The sequence below is a fragment of the Mesorhizobium captivum genome, from assembly GCF_033977165.1.
In the GTDB taxonomy this organism is placed as follows: Bacteria; Pseudomonadota; Alphaproteobacteria; order Rhizobiales; family Rhizobiaceae; genus Mesorhizobium; species Mesorhizobium captivum.
This window is the reverse complement of sequence record NZ_JAVIJB010000035.1, coordinates 62563-70300: the sequence shown is the minus strand read 5'-3', so window position 1 is coordinate 70300 and position 7738 is coordinate 62563. Positions and strand designations below refer to the sequence as shown.

Annotated in this window: 4 protein-coding genes and 2 pseudogenes; 4 read left to right on the top strand and 2 right to left on the bottom strand. The window is 58.8% G+C overall.

From position 1 onward, the window contains the following. Positions 1-278, top strand: a pseudogene (locus RFM40_RS25225) (IS630 family transposase); the annotation flags it as partial. Positions 279-303: 25 nt separating this feature from the next. On the opposite strand, the gene RFM40_RS25220 reads toward RFM40_RS25225, so the two are convergent. Further along, positions 304-2970, bottom strand: a complete 2667-nt coding sequence (locus RFM40_RS25220) for a Ulp1 family isopeptidase (protein ID WP_320235999.1) — start codon at positions 2968-2970, stop codon at positions 304-306. A gap of 1256 nt (positions 2971-4226) precedes the next feature. After that, positions 4227-4465 (bottom strand): annotated as a pseudogene (locus RFM40_RS25215) (transposase); the annotation flags it as partial. Positions 4466-5201: 736 nt separating this feature from the next. Between RFM40_RS25215 and RFM40_RS25210 the strand changes: the two are divergent. Genes RFM40_RS25210 through RFM40_RS25200 form a run of 3 tightly spaced genes read left to right on the top strand, consistent with a single transcriptional unit; the run spans position 5202 to position 7711 of the window. After that, on the top strand, positions 5202-6698 hold the full coding sequence (locus RFM40_RS25210) for a GMC family oxidoreductase (RefSeq protein WP_320278514.1): 1497 nt from the start codon (positions 5202-5204) through the stop codon (positions 6696-6698). Then, positions 6699-6950: a hypothetical protein gene (locus RFM40_RS25205; protein ID WP_320278513.1), complete on the top strand. Its 252-nt coding sequence runs from the start codon at positions 6699-6701 to the stop codon at positions 6948-6950. Beyond that, positions 6947-7711, top strand: a complete 765-nt coding sequence (locus RFM40_RS25200) for an HAD-IA family hydrolase (protein WP_320235996.1) — start codon at positions 6947-6949, stop codon at positions 7709-7711. The genes RFM40_RS25205 and RFM40_RS25200 overlap by 4 nt, the downstream gene beginning before the upstream one ends. The last annotated feature ends 27 nt before the right edge of the window (positions 7712-7738 follow it).

Sequence of the window (7738 nt, the reverse complement as noted above, 5' to 3'; positions counted from 1 at the left end):
AGGTGCGTGCCTGGCTCAACCGCCATCAGCGCTTCACCTTCCACTTCACCCCCACGTCTTGCTCCTGGCTCAACGCTGTCGAGGGCTTCTTCGCCCAGCTGTCGAAGCGACGCCTCAAGCGAGGCGTCTTTCATTCTGTCATCGACCTGCAGGCGCCCATCAACCGCTTCCTCGTAGAGCACAATCGACAACCCAAACCCTTCACCTGGACCGCCGACCCCGACAAAATCATCGCCGCCGTCAAACGTGGGCACCAAGTGTTAGATTCAATCCACTAGCCTCAATCTGCCAGCAGATCCTACATCAGCCCCGTAGTCGGTTTTGCAGTGCCTGCCGATCGACGACAAGATTGTCGAGGTGCAGCATGGCTGGCCGCCGCCTTTGCGCCAATCGCCTGACCAGCGCCCGCGTGCCGTCGAGCACGAAGACCCCGCAATCATAGCCATTGCGCTGCTGGGTCATGCGGACTGTCTCCACGCGGGCTCCCAGCCGTTGTGCGAGCAGTGCTGCGGGCTGGTCGTTGTGCCCCCGGGCGGAGTCGTAATGATACGCAACCGGCCTTGCCCGCTCGCGTCGGTCAACCAGCAGTAGTGACCAGTGGGTGCCGCGGCGGTCAGGATCCGTAGCGCTGGCATCGTTGACAGGCAGGAACAGGAAGTCGGCTGTATCGTTGCCATTGTGATCATAGACGATGCGCTGGAAAGCCCTGAGCACGACGCTGTCGGAGCCCAGGCGCAGATGGTAATGAGCTACCAGGGGATCGACGAGCCGCGTTCGGACGGCGAGATCTGGATTGTCCCTCTGCAGCTCCTGCGCCAGCAGTTCGTAATCTCCCTGGATATGCACATCGCCGAGCCATTCCCTGGCGCCGAGCGCCCGTCCGCTGCGGTGAGACGAGGCTTGCGGATTGAGCGCCCCAACCTGAGCATCGGAGGCTGTACCCAGAAACGGCTCGTAGTGAGCATCATCACGCAACTCGGCCGGTGTGGACGGCAAATCGACCAGGGACTCAAGACCGCGGTAGATATCTGATGACCGAGCTGACGCGGACGGCTGAGTTGGCCCCATATCCTGATCCGACTGCGACGACGGCCCTGACCAGGGGCGGTCCCAACCGGCAGGTCTCTGCCATCCGGCTTGGTCCACCTCCTGCCAAAGCTGCGACTGATCATAGCTTTCCTGGGAGGCGGCGCTTTCCCCCCGCCCAGCGTGGTCCACCTCCTGCGATGACCAGGAAGAGGTCCAACCGGCAGGTCTCTGCCATCCGGCTTGGTCCACCTCCTGCCAAAGCTGCGACTGATCATAGCTTTCCTGGGAGGCGGCGCTTCCCCCCCGCCCAGCGTGGTCCACCTCCTGCGATGACCAGGAAGAGGTCCATCCCGCTGGTCCCTGGCCCGCGGCTTGGTCCACGTCGAGCCAAAGCCGCGACTGATCGTAACTTTCCACTTGCGATGCGGCGCGTTCGTCCGAATGCGACGACAGCCCCGACCAGGGACGGTCCCACTCGGCAGGCCCCTGGCCTCCTGCCTCGTCCGCATCACGCCAAAGCTGCGACTGATCGTAACTGTCGGTTTGCGAACCGGCAGGTTCCCGCCCGCTTGCCTGCTCAAGGGACAACCCCAGCGCAGCGTTCGCCTCGACGACTTGTAAGTATTGCCCGAGCCTTGTGAGACTCACGGTGCTTTGTCCTTTAGCGTTGGTGTAAGTCTTGAAATCGGCTTTCAACGATCGCTTCTGCTGATCGCTGCCGTTGATACGGTTCACTATGCTCCCCCTACCCTCCTTTTGGAGCCAATCACTAAACCCGCGTTGCGCGCTAGCAATATTTCCGATCACGTTTTTTTGTCGGGCGGTGGCGTCCGACCCGAGCCTCATCAGCTCCTCGTTGGCAAACCCTTCGATGATGCGGGCGTCGTCGGGATACGGATGATACCTGCTGATCGATTGGATCCCGGTCGTGGTCCCATCGCTTGCGTACTGCCGAAACCGTTCGAGACTTACGGCGGTTTGTGCCTTGGTCTTGTCGAACTCCTTGTGATCTGCTTTCAATGAACGTTGCTGCTGATCGCTGCCGTTGATCCGGCTCGCTATGCTCCCCCTACCCTCCTTTTGGAGCCAATCACTAAACCTGCGTAGCTCCCAAGCAATTTTCGCGACTGCTTGTCTCTGCTGGCGAGTCGAGTCGTTTCCGAGCTTGCTCACTTGCTCCTTGGCCAGGCCATCGATGACGCTGGCGTCATCTGGATACGGATGAAGCTTGGTCGATTGACTCTCAGCCCCTAGGTACTGCCGAATCTGATCCAGTCGAGCGCCTTGCTGTCCTGTGGCTTTGCTGAAGTCCTTTAAATCTGCTTTCAACGACTTTTGCTGCTGATCGGTGCCGTTGATTCGGCTCACGATGCTCTCCCTGGCCTCCCTTTGGAGCCAATCGCTAAACCTCCGTTGCTTGGAAGCCATGGCTGAGGCGGGGTTGCTCTCTTTGCGAGTTGGACGGGGCCCCAGCTTGCTTAGCTCTTGTTTGAGTAGGCCATCGATGATGAGAGCGTCGTCGGGATGAGGATTCGCTGACTGGCGCCCCATCAGGCGGGGCCCAGTGCCAGCTGATTGGATTACTTGGCCGTCAGGCGAAAGCCTCCGGAGATGAGACATTGCCGACCTGAGGCGGTCACGATGGTCCATTCCGAGTGCGATGTACTCATCGACGTCATTGGCCAGCGACCTTGGCTCGTTAAGAAGCCGAGGAGCCATCGGCTTCTTGTTCTCTTCTCGCAGCCAACGAGCAAAACTCGCAAGAGCCGCCTTATTGTCCTTGATGGTCGGAGCGGGAACCTTTCCGGCCCCTCGGCCGATGGTGCCGTCGGGAACAACTTCGTACGCTTGCACTGTTTCCTTAAACAGTTCGATGAGGCGCTCGTCTTGGGGATACATGTCCCCGCTGGCGGAAGAGCGACTGCGTTTGGCGAAATCCATGCGAAGCTCTGTAGGGACAAATTTCGACCCCGAACCGCCCGACGACTTTTTGCTTCCGAAGGTTTTTCCGATCTCTGATTTGAAACGCGACCACAAACCGCGGCTTTTGTCATCCCTGGTGGGCGCAGCCAGCGGTTCAAACGAGGCAGTGTAGCGCGTGCTACTGAACAACCTGTCATGTAACCCAGACTGCGACACCTCTGCAGGGGAGCTGTCAAAGTGAGCGCGAGGCTGGTCTAGGCTGTGGCGCGCGTTGCCGAACCGATCATCCCGCAGGTTCCGTGTCATAGCGCGATTGTCAGTGTGGAGACTCCTTCTATGGACCTCTGCGGCTGGGCTGTCTGGCGAACTGGCCTCAGCGGAGCTCGTATCAGAGGAACCGAGTTGCAATTGGCTTAGGTGCTGCTCGAAACCACTGTGATCTTCAGACGTGCCGTGTGGCTGTTCCGTCCGCTGCCGCTCTTGCAGGGCAGCGTATTCGCGCATCCAACCCTCGGTATTGAACCATCCGCTATTGTGGGATTCCATGTATGCTCCTGTTTCCGAGTTCGCAGATTATTCGAACATTTCCAGAATTTCTGACCGGCTTGTTAAGTCTGTCGCGAGGCCGTCTGAGAATAGCGTTGAAGTAGCGTTTCTTCTGTTCATCGATACCAGCCAGGTATTCATTGCAGGCGTTCGATCGACTCAAGCGCCGCTTCGACGACTTGCCCGTTCAACAAATCTTGCCCGTTCAACAAATCGGCTTGTTAACAGGGTTAGCTGTCGAGAGACTTACGGGTCCTGCCGCAAAAAATTCAGGGCGAGCCAGAGCGGAGGGCCGCATTTGTTTCCCAGCCGCTTCGCGACTGAAGCAGCCGTCGCAGACTTTGATAACGTTCGTTATTGGTGTGCGAGATCGCCCCTTCTGGCCAGCGGGCGCGCCTCACGTGGAAGCCGGCCCGACTAGTCTCGGCCACACGCTTTGGGATGCTGAGTCACTGCAGACAGCTGCCGATTTGGCAGAACTGCGCACGTGGTAGCCCAAAGTCTTGCAGCTATATCGGACAATGCGCAGACCTCGTGCTCTGGTCAGCAGTTAGCTCGCTTGATGCACGGCGGTGAGCTTTCGACGGCCTGAGGCGGCGCTCTGGTCGCCATTGCGGTACGTTTTGACAAGCCTCGTCGGGCGCCGGGGTTGATCCGTCGGTGATGGCAGGCGGGGTTTTGCGGGTTGCGGGCAGCGGGTTCGTTTCGGGGCGTCTGCGCGCCATCGTTTATGTCGCGAGTTGCGGGATGCGACTGAGGACGATGCGCAGGATGCGCTGGTCCGGGCAGGATGTCGGCAGGTGCAGGCGAATTTGGGTCTTCATCTCGACCACGCGCGCGGCGATCTTGATGAGGCGCAATCGCAACGTGTCGAATTGGGCGACTGCAAAGCTCGTTTCGGCATCGCGGCGCGCAGGCCCCACATAAGCCAGTAGGCGCCGGCATGCAGGAACAGCCGGAACTGGTTAACCACCTAATTCCGGGACCGCCCACTTGACTCGTCTATGCCGCCCGGTGCGCGATCTGCGACCGGTTGCCTAAACATCGCTGTGAGTGTGAGGATCGTGACGCCGCTCTTTGCCCGGCCCCGCTGATGAGCCAAACCGGGCTGTCGGCGAGCTGTCGCGGCAAGCTTCGTTGACCCGAGACGAGACAGCGCCGAGGCGATGCTGCAGGGCCTGCCGGTCGGCGACGAGGGTGTCAAGGTGCAGCGGCTGGGTCCGGGACTTTTCGCCCTCGGCCAGGCGTGCGGGCCAGCGCCCGGGTGGCCTCGAGCACGAAGACGTTCGAAACGAAGGCTGAGACTGCCGCGTCCATGATTCTTGACGGCGGATCGAGCCCGCAAACGCTTGGCGTTTGACACTGTCCAATGTCCGACAATGTTGGAAATGCGACTACCAGAGTACAAGCATCGAATTGAGTTAAAACGGTTTCTCGTTGGCACAGTAAATGCGGTGTCATCCGCACCACGTCATCATTGAAAAGGAGAAGACGTTTCATGGTCACCCCACCAATGCCGCCGCCGCTACTCTTCCGGATGCATCCAAGTACGACGGCCTCTTCGTCACCTGCCGCCACCCAGCCAATGGCCCGGCAGGCATCGCCGCCCCCCACTACGCGGCCCGTATAAAGCACCTCCTGATGTCAATCGCGAACACCGCCCGCTGGCCCGCTACCACAAACCTCACAGGAGACTAATGCCCGTGACGGACATCAGACACATTGCAGCGCACGCGTGTAATTACACAAACTTCGATGCGGTTGTTATCGGCTCCGGGCCATCTGGATCGATCGTCGCCCGAACACTTGCGGAAAAGGGGTGCCATGTGGCCGTCCTGGAATATGGAGGCCCGGCTTGTCCTGGCGCCATGCTCGGGCCTCATCAAGCGGCCTACAGCAAGGCACTCACTTCCAATGGCCACGCCGATGGCAACCCCTGGACAGCGTGCTGCGTCGGCGGGGGGATGGGGTTCTACAACGCGATAACGTTCAGATACCGACAAGCAGATCTGTCAGCTTCCCAATATCTTACGACTGACATGGCGATTGACTGGCCGATTACTCTTGAGGAGCTCGAACCCTACTATTTGGAGATCGAGCATCTCTTGGAGATCAGTGGCGCGAATGGGTTTCCGTCGTATCCAGCCAGTCCGCGTGGGCTGATGTTATCCAATGCAATGCAGGAACTCGGCATAAGATCAAAAACCATCCCACTGGCAATCAGGCCGCCAGGGACCAACAAGGGATGCATCAATTGTTCGGCTTGCGATGAACTGGCGTGCCCTACGGATGCGAGAGCATCAGTGCTTGCAAGAAACATTTTGGATGACTCCGCCCTGCCAGGGACAATCTCGGTTCTATACGGCTGTTTCGTCAACCGGATCCAAATGCAGAACGACGGTCGGGCTGGAGCCCTTGAGTGCTATGTGCCGCTCTCATCGGAACTGATCCGGATCCCAATTGAAAGGGTCATCGTCTGCGCAAACGCGATACAAACAGCGGCATTGATGCTCCGGTCGAAGGGTGACCATGCACCGAAGGGAATAGGAAACGAATCCGGTCTCGTTGGACGCGGCCTCTCGTTCAAGATTGGCGGCTACTCCGTCGGCTACATGGAGCGAGCCGATCGGGGCTCCGATGCATTTGCTCCGCACTGGGGACCGCATTCGACCGTTTATACCGATGAGTTCTACGAACATAACGGCGCGCCATGCAAATTTGGCGGGCTCATTTATGAAGCGAATTTCCCTTCGCCGAATGAGAACGTAGGTGTTGTGCGCCTGCACTACATAGCCGGAGAAGAGCCATGGTCGCATAACCGCGTCGCGCTTGACGAGGCCGCTGACCAGTACGGTACCCCTTATATCCGTTTCGAATACCGAAGCTCGGAAAACGACCGTGCACGAAGGAATTTTCTCGCCGACCGCGCGGATGACATTCTGCGCCACCTTTGCGCATTCCGCATCGAGCGAGAGCCATATTTCCCGGGAAAAGGCAGCTCCCACCTGCACGGCACGATGCGCGCCGGTAGCGATCCGAGGAACTCGGTCGTGGACAGCTGCGGCAGGGTCCATGGGTTGACCAACATCCATGTGATGGATGGTTCCGTTATGAACTTTGCCGGGAACAGCAATCCGACCCACACAATCATGGCCAACGCCAGGCGAATGGCGATGTCACTCAGTAAAGGCGCAATTTAGATGCTCGGTCCTGGCGCTATCGGCCATTTGGCTGAACGGGAGCGGGACACCGGGTCATCCATCATGTTCCGCTTCGGCAATGGCGCTATAGCGCAGGAGATCAACGGCAAGATCTATCTGGATATGACCTACTGCCGCGGGGCTTCGCCTCTGCCATCGCCGGTGAATGAGCAACGCCAGATACTCGCCGGGAAAATCTTGGAAGATTTTTTGCCGCTTTGCAGCCGGCACACCGTTGGGACGAAGACATGACTGCACAGGTCACTGACACAGCCATGGTCGAATACTGCGCGGAGGCATTTCACACCACAGAGAGAGCCTGCCTTTCCAAAAGCATCATTGGGCCTGATATTGGGTGGAAAGCATTGAAAAATCACACGAAAACCGCAACCGTTAATGTTCACCTCGACGACTATGATCACGTAGCCTTCGATCTGGACGGAACCCTTGTAGATTCGAAGGCTGTGGTCGAAAGCGCACTCCGTCGATGGGCACGGGAGGAACGGATCTGTCCGGATAACGCGGTGCGGATGTCGGCCGCCCGCCGCGACATCGATTTGGTGGCGGCGATCGCGCCCGATCTCTCGCCAGAACGCGAGGCAAATCGCATTGCCGATTACGAGGTTCAAGCGATGAGACTGTTGCAACCGATCGAGGGCGCCGTAGAGTTCTATAGCTCCATCCCAGCAGAAAGGCGATCTATTGTCACCTCTTCGGCACGGGTTTCGGCCCTTGCCCGCCTTGAGGCGGCTGGACTCTCCTGGCCGCGGATCATGATTGCAGCCGAGGACGTCAGTCAGGGAAAGCCGTATCCGCAACCCTATCAAACGCTGTTGCGAATGCTGCGCATCGCCGGCAAAAGATGCTTGGTTTTTGAGGATTCCCCCACCGGAATTGAAGCGGCGATCGCGGCAGGCTGCGACTGCGTCGGCGTCGGCCCCAACGCCAGAGGTCATCCTGACACAAGGGACTGGATAGAGAACTTTGCCGAGGCTTCCTTTCAAACTGGCTGAGTTGAACCTGCTCCACAGAGTTAAGGG